This is a genomic window from Bosea beijingensis (assembly GCF_030758975.1).
Classification (GTDB): Bacteria; Pseudomonadota; Alphaproteobacteria; order Rhizobiales; family Beijerinckiaceae; genus Allobosea; species Allobosea beijingensis.
This window is the reverse complement of record NZ_CP132359.1, coordinates 2444758-2457719: the sequence shown is the minus strand read 5'-3', so window position 1 is coordinate 2457719 and position 12962 is coordinate 2444758. Positions and strand designations below refer to the sequence as shown.

Below are 12962 nucleotides of genomic sequence, written 5' to 3'. Positions count from 1 at the left end.
CGGGGAGCCTGCGGCGCGCCCTCAAAGGAATTGTGAATCGTTGACTCTTCAGGGCGAAAACCGGCGTTAAACCGGGCAATTCGCGGAATTAACCTTAGCGAGCCGTCAAGCGACAGGGTGAAGGAAACCTTGCCGTCTCACCGGCGCGCCGAGCGCCGGGCCAGCCAGCGCAGCTTCAGGCCGGTGCGCCAGCGGCCGACATCGCAGGCCAGGATCACCGCCGCGTAGACCAGCCCGCCGAGCACGATCTGGAGCGGCAGTTCCAGCGTCGCAGGAAGCGTGCCGCGCAAGGGCCAGATCGCCAGCCCCATCGCGGCGCCGGCAGCGACGACGCAACCGATCTCGCGCAAAGGCGGCAGGACCGGAAGCGCGCGCAGCGCCACCGCAGCGGTAACCAGCAGCGCCGTCAGATACGCAGCGCTCTGCGCGACCGAGACCGTCGTCGGCGCAAGCACCCCGGGCAGAGCGAGGATGATGATGAGATTGACTGCCAGCCCCGTCAGGGCGGCGAGCGCGGCGATGAGCGTCCGCTTCTCCAGCAGAAAGACGGGTGCGAGCGCCGCCTGGAACAGCGCGATCGCGGCGAAACCCGGCAGAAGCAGCGCCATATGATCGGCGAAATGGCCGCGGAAGCCCTGCGGGACGAAGAGCCGTTCGAAGGCCGGCAGGATCAGCCAGAAACCGAGCCCGACCGGAAGCACGCAAGCGACGACGACGATCATGTTGCGTGCGATGCGCTTCTGCGCCGCGACGCGCCCGCGCGTCTCGTCGAGGCGGATGACCTCGCGCAGCAGCACGATCTCGAGCATCGAGGCCAACACTGGGAAGAGCCGCAGGCCGATATCCGAGGCCAGCGAGAAATAGCCGGCCTCGGCAAAGCCGTTGCTGTCGGCCAGGATGGCGCGGTTGATGAGCGGGATCGCGGCATAGACCGCATTGCCCGCGACCAGCGGCAGGGCATAGCGCGCAAAGCCACGCATCAGGTCGGTCCGCAGCGTGCCCGATACCGGTTTGGCATCCGCCAGCCGGCCGCGATTGGCGAGGACCGACGCGACCGCGCTGAGCACGCCGCCAAGCAGGACGATGGTGGGATCACGGGTCCACCAGGCGCCGCCGACCATCAACAGTAAGGCCGCGATGCTGCGGACGAGGACAAGCCGGGCATAGGCCGCATCGAGGAAACGGGCGCGGGCGATGGCCGCGTGATAGTCGAACCAGCCGGCGGCGATGCCGCCCGCGACCGAGACCATCAGCAGCGCCGCCGGCAGGCCGGTATCGATGCCCGCGAGCATGGACGCCGCCAGAAGCGCCGAGAGCGACAGGACGACGCCAGCGAAGAGCAGGTCGAGCGTCGCGCGGATGCCGGGGTCGCTCTCGCGGCTCTGGAGCGAATAGAACCTAACGACGGAGATCTTCAGCCAATCGAGCAGCGCCGTATTGACGAGCACGACGGTGGCGGCGCCGATGGCATAGAGCCCGAAGGCTTCCGGGCCGAGGAACAGGGCGACGAGTAGCCCAAGGACGAAATTCAGCCCGGCATTGACGATGAAGGGCAGAAGAACGGTCATCGTGCCTTCGCCACTCCGCCCCGATCTTCCGGGTTGCCACGGTCGAACCACGCGACTCAAGCCAGCCGCGCAGCCCTCTCGCGCCGGGGTAACCGGACGGGACGATATTTCCAAGGGGAAGCTGCGAAACCGCTCCCGCCCGCCCTGCTGCCACGGCATTGGGCGCTGCCATTTCCGCATCTGTACGACGATGGATTTTGCCCCTAAGGCAAGCATCATGACCTCGCCTATCCGGCTTGCCCGCGACGACGATTCCGGCCCGCTTTCCGCCCTCATCGCGGCGAGCTTCGCCGAGTATCCGGGCTGTGTCTTCGTCGAGGAAGAGCTGCCCGAATTGCGCCGGCCGGCTTCCTATTTCGCAGCCAAGGGCGGCGTGCTCTGGATCGTGGACGGGGCGGCGGGGCGCATCGCCGGCTCGCTCGGCGTCATGCCGGTATCCGGGCAGAACGCCGTCGAGCTCGCCAAGGTCTATGTCGACCCCGCCTTTCGCGGTGCCGGGCTGGCGCAGACCCTCTTCGCCAAAGCCTTGAACTTCGCAGAACAGGGCGGTTTCGCCGAAATGACGCTGTGGTCGGATACGCGCTTCAGCCGCGGCCATCGCTTCTACGAGAAGCTCGGCTTCTTGCGCTGGCCGGGCGAGCGCTACCTGGGCGATGTCTCGGAAAGCTGGGAGTACCATTTCCGCAAGCCGCTTCGCGGCGGCTGATGACGCTCTCCGTCGCTTTCCGGGCCGCGCTCGGCATCGCCCTGCTCACCGCCATGGACGGCGTGATCAAAGGCCAGATGCAGCAGCATCCCTTCATCGTGGCGCTGTTCATGCGCTTCGTGATGGGCGGCATCTGCGCGCTGATCGTGCTCGCCATCGCCCGCCCTCCCCGGCCGACGCAGACCAGCCTCATCGGCAACCTGGCGCGGATTCCGCTGGTCGTGCTGACAGCCAGCAGCTTCTTCTACTCGGTCTCGGTGCTGCCGCTGGCGGAGGCGCTGACACTCTCCTTCCTGGCGCCGGTCTTCGTCGCCCTGCTCGGCGGGCTGCTGCTCAAGGAGAAAATCGACAGGCGCATCCTGCAGGCGCTCGGCTTCGGGATCGCCGGCATGCTGGTGATGGTCTGGCCGCGGCTGCAGGGCCATGTCAGCGGCGCCGGGCTCGGCGTCGCCGCTGCACTGTTCTCGGCGGTGAGCTACGCCTTCAACCTGATCCTGCTCAGGCGCATCGCACTCAAGGAGCACCCGACCGTCATCGTCGCCTTCCAGAATGTCGGACCGGCGGTGTGCCTCGCCATTCCGGCAGCGCTCGCCTTCGTGCCGATGACCTGGACGGATCTCGCGGCTTATCTCTTCGCGGGCGCGCTCGGCGTCGCCGGTCACCTGACACTGACCTCGGCCTATGCGCGGGCCGCGGCCTCGCGGCTGGCCCCGATCGAATACACGGCGCTGATCTGGGCAAGCCTGCTCGGCTTCTTCGTCTTCGGCGAGGTGCCGCTCTACACGACTTATGCCGGCGCGCTGCTGATCGTCGCGGGAGCCATCGCCGTCAGCCGACGTTAGGGAATGCTTTCGTCGTCAGAGGCTTGAAGGCGAGCGTGGCCAGATTGATTCAACCGGCTCAGATCACGCTTCAGGTTTGGCCGGAAACACCAGGCAGGTCTCGGTGCCATGCGCGAGCAGCTTGCCACGCGCATCGACCAGCTTGCCCTCCGTCGTGATCACCGAGTTGCCGCGGTGGATCAGCTTGCCTTCGCAGCGCACCGGGCCGCTATCCGGCATGACCGGGCGGACATAGTTCAGCTTCATCTCCAGCGTGGTGTAGCCCTCGCCCGGCTTCAGCGTCGCATGGGCGGCGCAGGCCATGGCGGAATCGAGAATGGTCGCAGTCCATCCGCCATGGATCGTGCCGAGCGGATTGAAGAAGCGCGGTGACGGCGTTCCGACGAACACCACCCTGCCCTCGTCGGCCTCGGCCAGCTCGAAATCCATGGCATCGGCAAAGGGCGGTGCCGGGTTTGTGCCGGCGATGATCCCGCGCAGGAAGCTCAATCCGTCGCCCGCGACCAGTTCCTCGCGAGACACCACCCCAACCGCGCGCTTCATGCAGATCTCCATTCGTGTATCTGCACGATAGAGATGGAAACGAGCGGTGGTCAACGACCTTCGTGACGTCAACGCTCGCCGCGCGCGGCCCGGCGCAGGGCCTTGAGGCCGTCGCGGGTCTCGCGCCAGCGCTCCTCGCCGAAGCCGCCCTCGATCTTGTCCTGCGCCTCCCGCCAGTACGGAATCGCGGCCTCGATCGCGGCCCTGCCCTTCTCGGTCACCGCATAGACCGAGGCGCGTCCGCGGCATTCGACCGGCTCGACCATGCCCTCGGCCGCCAGAAGCTGGAGGTTGCGCGTCAGCGATGTCCGCTCCAGCGCGAAGCGCTCGGCCAGCTCGGTCACCGACTTCCATTGCCCGGTCGAGAGCGCCGAAAGCAGCACGAACTGAGTGATCTTGAGGCCGCTCGGGCGCATCGCCTCGTCATAGGCCCGCGTCACGGCACGCGCGGTCATGCGGACATGCAGCGCGACGCAGGAGCGGGCGATGGCGTCGAGACGGGGGTCGGGCGCGGGCGTCGTCATTCCGCCATGTTAGCGTGTTCAAGCGCTGCTGCCAGCAGGCCAGTAACGACCTGCGACACCGCATCCGCCGACGTTCACTTTATCGCGGGGTGCTTCCTTGACTCTCCCCACCCCCGCGCCTATCTCCGCTGGCATCTGTTAGCACTCTCGCTTGATGACTGCTAACAGCCTCCCCCGGGAGCCCTTCCGCGGCGCCCGAACCGAATAAGACCGAGAGGAAGACAGAACCATGAAGTTCCGTCCGTTGCATGACCGCGTCGTGGTCCGCCGCCTTGACAGCGAAGAGAAGACCAAGGGCGGCATCATCATCCCCGAGACCGCCAAGGAAAAGCCCCAGGAGGGCGAGGTCATCGCCGTCGGCTCCGGCGCGCGTGACGAGGCCGGCAAGCTCGTTGCCCTCGACGTCAAGAAGGGCGATCGCGTCCTCTTCGGCAAGTGGTCGGGCACCGAGGTCAAGATCGATGGTCAGGACCTCCTGATCATGAAGGAATCCGACATCATGGGCGTCGTCGGCTGATAGCCGCCTGACCTCTCCAGCAATTTTCCAGTTCAAGTCCAAGGAGTAGCTCTCATGGCTGCCAAAGACGTCAAATTCGGCACTGAAGCCCGCGACAAGATGCTGCGCGGCGTGGATGTCCTCGCCAATGCCGTGAAGGTCACGCTCGGTCCGAAGGGCCGCAACGTCGTGATCGAGAAGTCGTTCGGCGCTCCGCGCATCACCAAGGACGGCGTCACCGTCGCCAAGGAGATCGAGCNGGTCCGAAGGGCCGCAACGTCGTGATCGAGAAGTCGTTCGGCGCTCCGCGCATCACCAAGGACGGCGTCACCGTCGCCAAGGAGATCGAGCTTTCCGACAAGTTCGAGAACATGGGCGCCCAGATGGTCCGCGAAGTCGCTTCGCGCCAGAACGACCATGCCGGCGACGGCACCACCACCGCCACCGTTCTCGCCCAGGCGATCGTCCGTGAAGGCGCCAAGTCGGTTGCGGCCGGCATGAACCCGATGGACCTGAAGCGCGGCATCGACCTCGCCGTCGAGGCCATTGTCGCCGACCTCAAGAAGAACTCGAAGAAGGTCACCTCGAACGCGGAAGTCGCGCAGGTCGGCACCATCTCGGCCAATGGCGACTCGTCGGTCGGCGAGATGATCTCGAAGGCCATGCAGAAGGTCGGCAACGAGGGTGTCATCACCGTCGAGGAAGCCAAGACCGCCGACACCGAGCTCGACGTCGTCGAGGGCATGCAGTTCGACCGCGGCTACCTGTCGCCCTACTTCATCACCAACTCCGAGAAGATGGTCGCCGAGCTCGACGACCCCTACATCCTCGTCTTCGAGAAGAAGCTGTCCTCGCTCCAGGCGATGCTGCCGATCCTCGAGGCCGTCGTGCAGACCGGCAAGCCGCTGCTCATCATCGCCGAGGACGTCGAGGGCGAGGCCCTGGCCACGCTCGTCGTCAACAAGCTCCGTGGCGGCCTGAAGGTCGCGGCCGTCAAGGCTCCGGGCTTCGGCGATCGCCGCAAGGCCATGCTCGAGGACATCTCGATCCTCACCGCCGGCCAGATGATCTCGGAAGACCTCGGCATCAAGCTCGAGACCGTGACGCTCAACATGCTCGGCCGCGCCAAGCGCGTGCGCATCGAGAAGGAGAACACCACGATCATCGACGGCGCCGGCAAGAAGAAGGACATCGAGGCTCGCGTCGGCCAGATCAAGGCCCAGATCGAGGAGACCTCCTCGGACTACGACCGTGAGAAGCTCCAGGAGCGTCTGGCCAAGCTCGCCGGCGGCGTCGCGGTCATCCGCGTCGGCGGCGCGACCGAGGTCGAGGTCAAGGAGAAGAAGGATCGCGTCGACGATGCTCTGAACGCCACCCGCGCTGCGGTGGAAGAAGGCATCCTGCCGGGCGGCGGCGTCGCCCTCCTGCGCGCCCTGTCCTCGGTCAAGGGCATCAAGACCCAGAACGACGACCAGAAGACCGGCGTCGAGATCGTCCGCAAGGCGATCGCCGCTCCGGCCCGCCAGATCGTCGAGAACGCCGGTGATGACGGCGCGGTCGTGGTCGGCAAGCTGCTGGAGTCGAAGGACTACACCTACGGCTACAACGCCCAGACCGGCGAGTACGGCGATCTGGTCAAGGCCGGCATCATCGACCCGACCAAGGTCGTCCGCACGGCGATCCAGGACGCGGCTTCGATCGCGGGCCTGCTGATCACCACCGAGGCGATGGTCGCCGACCTGCCGAAGAAGGACGCCCCGATGCCCCCGATGGGCGGCGGCGGCATGGGCGGCATGGACTTCTGATCCAGCCTCTTATCAAGCCTATGGAAGGCCCGGCGCAAGCCGGGCCTTTTTCGTTGGGCGATGATGCAGCTCCCTAAGCCGCCGCGTGCGCCATGCGTTCACGGCGCCCCGTTGATCCGCCTCTGCCATGCCGCCGCCATGTCTCCTCGCCTATAAAAGCGGCAAGCGCGCCGGATTCTGACGCGCCTAATGGCAATCATCGGAGAGGCCCATGAAAACCTCCACATTCCTCACCGGCGTCGCATTCGCCGCGACGCTGCTCGCGTCCCAAATGGCGCGCGCCGACATCACCATCGGCCTCGTCGCGCCGCTGACCGGCCCGGTCGCCGCCTATGGCGACCAGGTCAAGAACGGCGCCCAGACCGCCGTCGACGTGATCAACAAGGCCGGCGGCGTGCTCGGCGAGAAGCTGGTGCTGAAGCTTGCCGACGATGCCGGCGATCCGAAGCAGGGCGTCTCCGCTGCCAACCTGCTGGTCGGCGACAAGGTCAAGTTCGTGGTCGGCCCGGTGACCTCCGGCGTCGCCATGGCGGTCTCGGACGTGTTCTCGGAGAGCGGCGTGCTGATGGTGACGCCGACCGCGACCTCGCCGGCGCTGACGACGCGCGGCCTGACCAATGTCTTCCGCACCTGCGGCCGCGACGACCAGCAGGCCGACATCGCCGCGACCTATGTCCTGAAGAACCTGAAGGACAAGAAGATCGCGATCGTCCATGACAAGGGCACCTACGGCAAGGGCCTGGCCGATGCCTTCCAGAAGGGCATCAATGCCGGCGGGCTCAAGGAAGTGGCGGCGCTGACCGTCAATCCCGGCGACAAGGATCTCTCGGCCGTGGTGACGCGCCTGAAGGCAGCCAATGTCGACCTGATCTATTTCGGCGGCTATCACCCCGAGGGCGGCCTGCTCACCCGCCAGCTCGCCGATGCCGGCGTCAAGGCAACGATCATCGGCGGCGAGGGCCTGTCCAATACTGAATACGCGGCGATCGGCGGCGACCATGCCACCGGCACGCTCTTCACCAACGCGACCGACGCGCTGAAGAACCCCGACTCGGCGCAGGCCGTCGCAGCGCTGAAGGAGAAGGGCATCCCGCCCGAGGCCTTCACGCTCAACGCCTATGCCGCCGTCGAAGTGCTCAAGGCCGCGATCGAGAAGGCCGGCAAGCCGGGCGACGCCAACGGCTCGGCCAAGGCCCTGCAGTCCGGCATGCCGGTCAAGACCGCGATCGGCACGCTGACCTATGGCAAGACCGGCGACCTGAGCTCGCCGAGCTTCTCGATGTACAAGTGGGACGCCGGCAAGATCGTCGCCGCGCAGTAATCGGCCGGCGGCCAAGCCGCCTGCCCCCGCCACTTCACGCCCCGGACGAGCCCCGCTCGTCCGGGGCGTTTCGTTTAGAGCACAGCGGCTCATCGGCGCCTCGCCATCACCTCTCCTCCAGATGACAATTTGCTCATCCGGGCGCGTCGCCATTGAAAGGCCACTCCCGCTGCGACATGGTCCGAATCGTGGCTTTCACCATCTCCCGCCAGGATTTCCTTCCATGCGCTTGCTGAGCATTCTCGTCGCCCTGTTGGCGGCCGCCACGCTGGTCGTCGGGCAACAGGCCGGATCGGCCGGCGTAATCGGCATGGGCGTCGTCGGCCTGCTGCTGGCGGTGGTGACTTTCCGCTCGCCGGCCCTGCCCTTCTTCCTGCGGATTTTCTCCAGCGTCTTTGCGATCGAGTACCTCGTGTTCGGTGCATCCGCGATCGCGGCGCAATTCGGCTGGTGGCCGACAGCACTCGGCATTCCGCCGATTCCGACCAGCCTGCCGACGACGGTCGGCGTCTTCGCGATTCTGATCTTCGCGATCTCCTTCGTGCCGGTGATCGCGAAGATCGCGCGACTGGCCTCGCCCTATTTCGAATCCGACGAGACCACGACAGCCAATCTCTGGCCGATCGGGCCGTTCAAGATCCGGCTCGGCACGCTGGCGGTCTCGCTCTTCGTCTTCCTGATCGTGCTGAACCAGGTGCAGGTCGGCATCTCGCTCCGAATCTCTTTCTTCAGCCGCGACATGTTCGATGCGCTCCAGAACAAGGATGCGCCGTCGTTCTGGTACCAGATCTTCTGGGTCTTTGTTCCTTGGGCGGCGATCTGGGTCGTCTCGAACCTGATCGAGCTGTTCGCCAACTATACGATCCTGATCCGCTGGCGGCAGTTCATGGCGAACGCCTACACGAAGGCCTGGCTCGACCATGCCACGCATTACCGCATCGCGCTGGCCGGCACCGTCGACAACCCCGACCAGCGTATCGCCGAAGACACGCGCTCCTTCGTCAACTCGACCTATAATTTCGCACTGCCCCTGCTCTCGCAGGTCTCGACGCTGGTCTCGTTCTCGATCATCCTCTGGAACATCCCCGTCGCCTTCACCCTGCCGGGCACCTCCTTCGCAGTGCCGGGGTATATTTTCTGGGTGGCGTTCTTCTATGCGGCGGCGGCGACCTGGCTGACCCACATCATCGGCCGCCCCCTGATCCGCCTCGAATTCGAGCAGGAGAAGCGCGAGGCGAATTTCCGCTTCGCGCTGGCACGCCTGCGCGAGTATTCCGAGCAGATCGCGCTGATGGTCGGCGAGCCGACCGAGCGCGGCCATCTCGCCCAACGCTTCCGCGACATCGTCGAGAACTTCTATCGGCTGGTCTGGCGCCGGCTGAAACTCACGGCCTTCACCTTCTCCTACAACCAGGCCAGCGTGGTCGTCCCGACCATCATCCTGGCACCGTATTTCTTCGCCGGCACAATCACGCTCGGCATCCTGCAACAGGTCTCGGGCGCCTTCGACCGGGTGCAGACGGCGCTGTCCTTCATCATCAACAGCTACTCCTCGATCGCCCAGTATCTTGCCGCCATCAGCCGTCTGACGACCTTCGAGCAGGCCGTCGCCGAGGCGAAGCACGGCACGATCAGCGAGGAGGCACTTGGCCGCGAGACCTCGCGCGACGAGAGCCTGCATATCCGCGACGCCACGCTCCTCCTGCCGAACGGCAAGCCGATCGTGAAGCTCGGCGCGCTCGATCTCGGGAAGACGCGCTCGACGCTGCTGATCGGCCCGTCCGGCTCGGGCAAGTCGACGCTGTTCCGCGCCATCGCCGGCATCTGGCCCTTCGGCGACGGCAAGGTCGGCATTCCCACGGACGCCCGGATCATGCTGCTGCCGCAGCGGCCCTATCTGCCGCAGGGCTCGCTCCGTGCAGCTCTCGCCTATCCGGCAGAGGAAGGCGCCTATGACGATGCCGCGACCCGCGCCGCGATGGAGAAGGTCAAGCTCGGCCATCTCGCCGAGAAGCTCGATGAGGTCGATCTGTGGGGGCAGCGGCTCTCGGGCGGCGAGCAGCAGCGGCTGGCCGTCGCGCGCGCGCTCCTGAGCAAGCCGGACTGGCTCTTCCTGGACGAGGCGACCGCCTCGCTCGACGAGAAGCTGGAAGGCGAGATCTACGCGACGATCGACCGCGAACTGCCGCAGGCGCGCATCGTCTCGATCGGCCACCGCGCGACACTGCGCGCCATGCATGATGCCATCGTCACCATGGAGCCCAATGCCGACGGCACCTTCACGCCGACGCCGACCGCGAAATCGCCGGCGGCCTGAGGCAGCCGGCTCCATTTAGCCCCGCAACGAAAAAGGGTCGCTCTCGCGACCCTTTTTTATCCGCCTGCGGCGCTGTTCCGGCGACGGCAGGGCCCGTCAGAGGGAGCGGCTGAGGGTCAATTCCCCGGCTCCACCCTTCAGGACGAGGCGGCCATTGACGATGTCCCATTTCTGGGCCGCACGCAGCGCGATCAGGAACGCCTTCTCGAAATCGAGCAGGCCCTTGTCGCAACTGCGCTTTGTAATCGCGATCGGACCGACCGCGAGCCCCTGCTGGCGCAGCGGATAGGCGGAGGCCGAGAAGGTGTTGCAGCCCCCGAAGCCGGTGCCGCGCAGGTTCTGGTCGATCATCAGGGTGGCGCGCCGATCCTGGACCGGCTTGCCGTTCAGCGCCACGACGCTCCAGCTCGCGCCCAGCGGAAAGGTCTTCTCCTGCTGCGGCATCGGGGTCGGCGTGCCGCCGCCCGCTCTTTCTTCGGGCGACATCAGCGCCCCACGCCGCTGCGCCGCCGCTTCACCCGGCATCAGCATCGGTACGGCCAGTGCCGCAAGAACGGCCGCAAGGCCAAGGCGTCGGATCATGATCGTCTTACCCGCATTCACTCGCACGGCAACGCGATGTGCCGCCAAACCGGTTAACACGCCTAGAGGCCAATTGGTTCGGGATCAAGGCTGAACCGCGTGCGATCCCGTCATTCCGATGCTGCCGCGCAGCATCAGATGCGAGCGTTCAAGCGCTCCAGCAACCGGTTCGCACGGCGGAAGACATAGGCCGGAGCACTGACGGTGATATCGTCGGCGCCGAGCCCGTCGAGATGCTCGACCAATGCGAAGACCGCCTTGTCCGGGCAATGCAGCGTCAACGGCGTGCCCGCAGCCGGCATGCCGAACGGCAGGCGGGCGCCGAAGCGCTCTTCCAGCACAGCCAGTGCGTCCGGGGCGAGATCCAGCCGGGCGCGGACCTCGCGGAGCGTACGCCCCTCCTCCTCCGCCGCGATGCGCGACAGGATGGTCTTGGCCGCAGCCTTCGCCCGCTCGCCCCAGGGCGCCTGCATCGAAGCGACGAGATTGGCTTCGGAGGCCAGCATCACGCCGTCGTCGAGCACCTTCAGCGCATTGGCGGAGAGCGTAGCCCCGGTCGTGGTGATATCGACCACGATCTCGGCAGTGCCGGCGGCCGGCGCGCCCTCGGTCGCGCCGAGGCTTTCGACGATTCGATAGTCGGCGAGGCCGTGCTGCGCGAAGAAGCGGCGGGTCAGGTTCACGTATTTCGTCGCGACGCGCAGCTTCTTGCCATGGCGTGCCCGCATCGCCGACGCGACATCGTCGAGATCGGCCATGTTGCGCACGTCGATCCAGGCCTGTGGCACGGCGACGACGACATTGGCGTGGCCAAAGCCGAGCGGGGTCAGCATCTCGACCGCGGCATCGGCGTCCGAAAGCTGCTCGCGGACGAGGTCCTCGCCGGTGATGCCGATATGGGCGGCGCCGGAGGAGAGCTGTGCGACGATCTCGGAGGCCGAGAGGAAGGCGACTTCGGCGCCATCGACGCCGGCGATGGCGCCGCGATAGTCGCGCTCGCCGCGCGACTTGACGAATTTCAGCCCGGCCCGGCCGAAGAAGGCGGTGGCATTCTCCTGCAGCCGGCCCTTCGAGGGCACGGCGAGGACGAGCGGGGCGTCGTTGTCCGGCATCTGGCTCATGCGGCGTCTCCCGTCAGGCGGTCGAGCCAGAGCGAGGCGCCGACAGCGGGACACGGCCGTTTCGCGCCGAGGCGCCCGAGGACGTTGTCATAGCGGCCGCCGCCGGCAACAGGCTTCCCGTCGCCGCGGGCCGTGTCGTGAAGCTCGAAGATGAAGCCGGTGTAGTAGTCGAGATTGCGGGCGAAGCCGGCCGAGAAGCGGATCGCGCCGATATCGACACCACGCGCGGCGAGGAAGCCGGTGCGCTCGTCGAAGGCATCGAGTTGGCGGCCGATATCGAGCGAGGCCTGGTCGGCGAGTGCGCGCAGCGAGGCCGAGGCCGCATCGGGATCGCCGCAGACGGCGAGTACCTGCGCCAGCAGCGCCTTGACGTCGCCATTGACCGGGTTCTCCCGCTCGGCGGCACGCGCCAGGAAGCGCTCGGCGATATCGGCGGCGGATCGCCCACCGACAGTGGAAATGCCGGCGATCGAGAGCACATCCTCGACGAAGGCGCGGGCGGCCTTGGGGTCCTGCCCCTCGAGCGCCTTGAGAAGGCCGGCATGGGCCGCATCGCCATCGGCTGCGGGCGGATCGAGCGCGTCGACCGCATCCGCGCCCTTGCCCTGCACCACGGCGCGGACCAGCCGTCGGCGAGCGCCCTGCGGCACGGCGAGCCCGTCAAGCAGCGCGCCGAGCACGGCGACATCGCCCATGACGATACGCGGTTCGCTAAGGCCGAGCATGGCGGTCGCATCGATGGTCAACGCCATGATCTCTGCATCTGCGGCGGTGAAATCGTCACGGCCGAAGGATTCGAGGCCGGCCTGCAGGAATTCGCCGGGCTCGCCGGAGCGCATCCGGAAGACCGGACCGGCATAGGCATAGGCCGCCGGCTCGGTCTTGCCCGAGGCGATGTGATCGAGCGCGACGGGGATGGTGTATTCCGGGCGCAGGCACCAGTCGCGGCCATCGGCATCCTGCGTCATGAAGATGCGGCGGCGGATATCCTCGCCGGAGAGATCGAGGAAGAATTCCGCCGGCTGCAGGATCGCCGGCTCGGCATGGGCGTAACCCTCGCCGGCGAAGAGCGCGATCACGGTCTCGATGCTGGCGCGGCTTGCGGGCACGGCTCGTCCTGTCCTGTTGCGAGCGCCG

General features: G+C 66.7%; 11 protein-coding genes and 1 pseudogene. 6 read left to right on the top strand and 6 right to left on the bottom strand.

The window, feature by feature from the left end:
- Nucleotides 1-137: 137 nt before the first annotated feature.
- Nucleotides 138-1568 (bottom strand): lipopolysaccharide biosynthesis protein, encoded by a 1431-nt coding sequence (locus Q9235_RS11830; protein WP_306227446.1) that lies wholly within the window; start codon nt 1566-1568, stop codon nt 138-140.
- A gap of 217 nt (nt 1569-1785) precedes the next feature.
- Here Q9235_RS11830 and Q9235_RS11825 point away from each other — a divergent pair, with 217 nt between their 5' ends.
- Both Q9235_RS11825 and Q9235_RS11820 read left to right on the top strand, forming a co-directional pair.
- A complete protein-coding gene (locus tag Q9235_RS11825; protein ID WP_306227444.1) occupies nt 1786-2274 on the top strand; it encodes a GNAT family N-acetyltransferase in 489 nt (162 codons plus the stop codon).
- Nucleotides 2274-3116, top strand: a complete 843-nt coding sequence (locus Q9235_RS11820; protein WP_306227443.1) for a DMT family transporter — start codon at nt 2274-2276, stop codon at nt 3114-3116. Before Q9235_RS11825 ends, Q9235_RS11820 begins: the two co-directional genes overlap by 1 nt.
- Nucleotides 3117-3179: 63 nt before the next feature.
- On the opposite strand, the gene Q9235_RS11815 is transcribed toward Q9235_RS11820, so the two are convergent.
- Complete coding sequence (locus Q9235_RS11815; RefSeq protein ID WP_306227441.1) at nt 3180-3659, bottom strand: PaaI family thioesterase; 480 nt, start codon at nt 3657-3659, stop codon at nt 3180-3182.
- A gap of 68 nt (nt 3660-3727) precedes the next feature.
- Nucleotides 3728-4183, bottom strand: a complete 456-nt coding sequence (locus Q9235_RS11810; protein ID WP_306227440.1) for a MarR family winged helix-turn-helix transcriptional regulator — start codon at nt 4181-4183, stop codon at nt 3728-3730.
- Between the two features lie 229 nt (nt 4184-4412).
- Here Q9235_RS11810 and groES point away from each other — a divergent pair, with 229 nt between their 5' ends.
- From groES to Q9235_RS11790, 4 genes and pseudogenes are all read left to right on the top strand, one after another.
- Complete coding sequence (gene groES / locus Q9235_RS11805; RefSeq protein ID WP_047576256.1) at nt 4413-4700, top strand: co-chaperone GroES; 288 nt, start codon at nt 4413-4415, stop codon at nt 4698-4700.
- Nucleotides 4701-4754: 54 nt separating this feature from the next.
- Nucleotides 4755-6484, top strand: a pseudogene (gene groL, locus Q9235_RS11800) (chaperonin GroEL).
- 211 nt (nt 6485-6695) lie between these two features.
- The gene (locus Q9235_RS11795) at nt 6696-7805 is read left to right on the top strand and encodes a branched-chain amino acid ABC transporter substrate-binding protein (RefSeq protein WP_306227438.1); all 1110 of its coding nucleotides are present in this window, start codon (nt 6696-6698) and stop codon (nt 7803-7805) included.
- Nucleotides 7806-8028: 223 nt separating this feature from the next.
- Nucleotides 8029-10122: an ABC transporter ATP-binding protein/permease gene (locus tag Q9235_RS11790; RefSeq protein WP_306227436.1), complete on the top strand. Its 2094-nt coding sequence runs from the start codon at nt 8029-8031 to the stop codon at nt 10120-10122.
- A gap of 96 nt (nt 10123-10218) precedes the next feature.
- Here the strand turns inward: Q9235_RS11790 and Q9235_RS11785 are convergent, their stop codons facing one another.
- From Q9235_RS11785 to Q9235_RS11775, 3 genes are all read right to left on the bottom strand, one after another.
- On the bottom strand, nt 10219-10704 hold the full coding sequence (locus Q9235_RS11785) for an META domain-containing protein (protein ID WP_306227434.1): 486 nt from the start codon (nt 10702-10704) through the stop codon (nt 10219-10221).
- 134 nt (nt 10705-10838) lie between these two features.
- Nucleotides 10839-11816, bottom strand: coding sequence for an ATP phosphoribosyltransferase (hisG, locus tag Q9235_RS11780; protein ID WP_306228234.1), 978 nt, complete (start codon nt 11814-11816; stop codon nt 10839-10841).
- 5 nt (nt 11817-11821) lie between these two features.
- Nucleotides 11822-12934, bottom strand: coding sequence for an ATP phosphoribosyltransferase regulatory subunit (locus Q9235_RS11775; protein WP_306227432.1), 1113 nt, complete (start codon nt 12932-12934; stop codon nt 11822-11824).
- Between the last annotated feature and the right edge of the window lie 28 nt (nt 12935-12962).

Bases quoted from the DNA above. Each gene is read 5' to 3' on its own strand.
- Q9235_RS11830 (WP_306227446.1), bottom strand. From the start codon at position 1,568: ATGACCGTTCTTCTGCCCTTCATCGTCAATGCCGGGCTGAATTTCGTC.
- Q9235_RS11825 (WP_306227444.1), top strand. From the start codon at position 1,786: ATGACCTCGCCTATCCGGCTTGCCCGCGACGACGATTCCGGCCCGCTT.
- Q9235_RS11820 (WP_306227443.1), top strand. From the start codon at position 2,274: ATGACGCTCTCCGTCGCTTTCCGGGCCGCGCTCGGCATCGCCCTGCTC.
- Q9235_RS11815 (WP_306227441.1), bottom strand. From the start codon at position 3,659: ATGAAGCGCGCGGTTGGGGTGGTGTCTCGCGAGGAACTGGTCGCGGGC.
- Q9235_RS11810 (WP_306227440.1), bottom strand. From the start codon at position 4,183: ATGACGACGCCCGCGCCCGACCCCCGTCTCGACGCCATCGCCCGCTCC.
- groES (WP_047576256.1), top strand. From the start codon at position 4,413: ATGAAGTTCCGTCCGTTGCATGACCGCGTCGTGGTCCGCCGCCTTGAC.
- Q9235_RS11795 (WP_306227438.1), top strand. From the start codon at position 6,696: ATGAAAACCTCCACATTCCTCACCGGCGTCGCATTCGCCGCGACGCTG.
- Q9235_RS11790 (WP_306227436.1), top strand. From the start codon at position 8,029: ATGCGCTTGCTGAGCATTCTCGTCGCCCTGTTGGCGGCCGCCACGCTG.
- Q9235_RS11785 (WP_306227434.1), bottom strand. From the start codon at position 10,704: ATGATCCGACGCCTTGGCCTTGCGGCCGTTCTTGCGGCACTGGCCGTA.
- hisG (WP_306228234.1), bottom strand. From the start codon at position 11,816: ATGCCGGACAACGACGCCCCGCTCGTCCTCGCCGTGCCCTCGAAGGGC.